Source organism: Oleiphilus sp. HI0132, assembly GCF_001635845.1.
On record NZ_LWGJ01001667.1, the window covers coordinates 1 to 1,520 of the forward strand.

Annotated in this window: 3 protein-coding genes; all 3 read right to left on the minus strand. The window is 44.1% G+C overall.

The annotated features are described in order from the left end of the window. The coding region (locus A3766_RS25595) for an AarF/UbiB family protein (RefSeq protein ID WP_231882993.1) at nucleotides 1-512 on the minus strand (512 nt) is incomplete at its 3' end. 27 nt (nucleotides 513-539) lie between these two features. Continuing rightward, the gene (locus tag A3766_RS25600; RefSeq protein WP_068516727.1) at nucleotides 540-1,241 is read right to left on the minus strand and encodes an SCP2 domain-containing protein; all 702 of its coding nucleotides are present in this window, start codon (nucleotides 1,239-1,241) and stop codon (nucleotides 540-542) included. Between the two features lie 10 nt (nucleotides 1,242-1,251). Then, nucleotides 1,252-1,520: class I SAM-dependent methyltransferase (locus tag A3766_RS25605; protein ID WP_197479748.1), on the minus strand; the 269-nt coding region annotated here is incomplete at its 5' end.

Sequence of the window (1,520 nt, forward strand, 5' to 3'; positions counted from 1 at the left end):
ACGGCAATATCTTGGTCGATGGTTCGCTCAATGCCAGGACGAATGACTTTGACGACTACCTCTTTACCTGAATGTAGCGTGGCGCTATGTACTTGTGCAATGGAAGCGGTAGCTAGTGGTTCATCGTCAAACTCTTGGAATACTTCTCCAACCTTCTTCCCCAAGCCTTTTTCAATTAAAGCCTTGGATATAGCTCCTGAAAACGGCGTGACCTGATCCTGTAGGTTTTTGAGGTGATCCGCAATATCATCAGGTAGCAAGTCGCGTCGGGTAGAGAGTATCTGTCCAAACTTAATGAAGATAGGGCCCAGAGTTTCCAAAGCTAAGCGGATTCGCTCACCGCGAGACATCTTCGGTTTTGGAAAAAAGTGCCAAGGTGCAAGAATTAGAAGTAGTCTGGCGCTTAAGGGGAGCTGAGCAAGCGGAATAAACTCGTCTAGGCGGTAGCGACTAATGACCCACAGAATCACGAATATTCTGCGGAGTTTGGTAAGTAGTAATAACTTCGACACGGAGTTTATTGATCTCTTATTTATGCGTTAATTGGTCGTTTGCTCTTGGCTAACAGTGCTATCTTGATTTGACTTATCACCAAGTCGAGCCTTAATTTTCTTCTCTAAAGCTTCGCTTGCCTGATAGAGCTTGTCGATCGCTGCAAATTGCTTTTTAGCAGCAGCCTTATTTGGAAACAGGCGTAATTCATACTTAATAAACTCTTCCGCATCTCTGATCAAAGATTGAGTCAGGTTTTTGCCAAAACTCAAACTTTGGCGAATAGAGGTGCCGATAATATGTGCGGGAATATCGCCGATAACAGAAGCGAGAATGCCTTCCCAGTCAACACTGACGATGCTAAGGAATGCCTGAATTTGTTGAATTCTGACAGATTCGCCACTTAGTTGAATTTCGTTGGTTTTGAAGAGTAAGCTTTTGTCCTTAGAGCTAGCAAGTTTAATAAAGGACAGTAAGGAACCTTTGATCTGAACGCTGGAATGGTCCTGAGCGGGGAGTATGGCAACTCGATAAACCACTTGGGTGTTATCGTCTGACTCGTTACTTTGGGCTTCGTTTTGCTCTTCAACGCCCACATAGATAACTTTGCTAGGGGAACTGACACTAATGGCTAGCACACAGTCTCTAAGGCGTTTTAAATGTTTCTGAGCCGCAGGGTCCATTGAAAGAGCTGTATTGATTGCACTTTCAATAGTAACTGCAATTTTAGTTAGCCGCTTAGTGTCCATAAGGCTCATCTTAAGGTTTTATACCCGTATGTAGAGCAACAATGCCGCCGCTCATGTTGTGATAACGACAATTGGCAAAGCCTGCGTTTTCCATCATACCTTTTAAGGTTTCCTGGTCAGGGTGCATGCGAATAGACTCTGCCAAGTATTGATAGCTTTCACTATCATTGGTGATCAAACGCCCCATTAAAGGCAGAGCCTTGAAAGAGTACTGGTCGTAAACTTTACTGAGCAGGTCATTCTTTGGCTTGGAAAACTCAAGAACCAATAGTCTGCCGC

Excerpts from the sequence above, each read along its gene's own strand:
- A3766_RS25600 (WP_068516727.1), bottom strand. The coding sequence starts at position 1,241 with ATGGACACTAAGCGGCTAACTAAAATTGCAGTTACTATTGAAAGTGCA.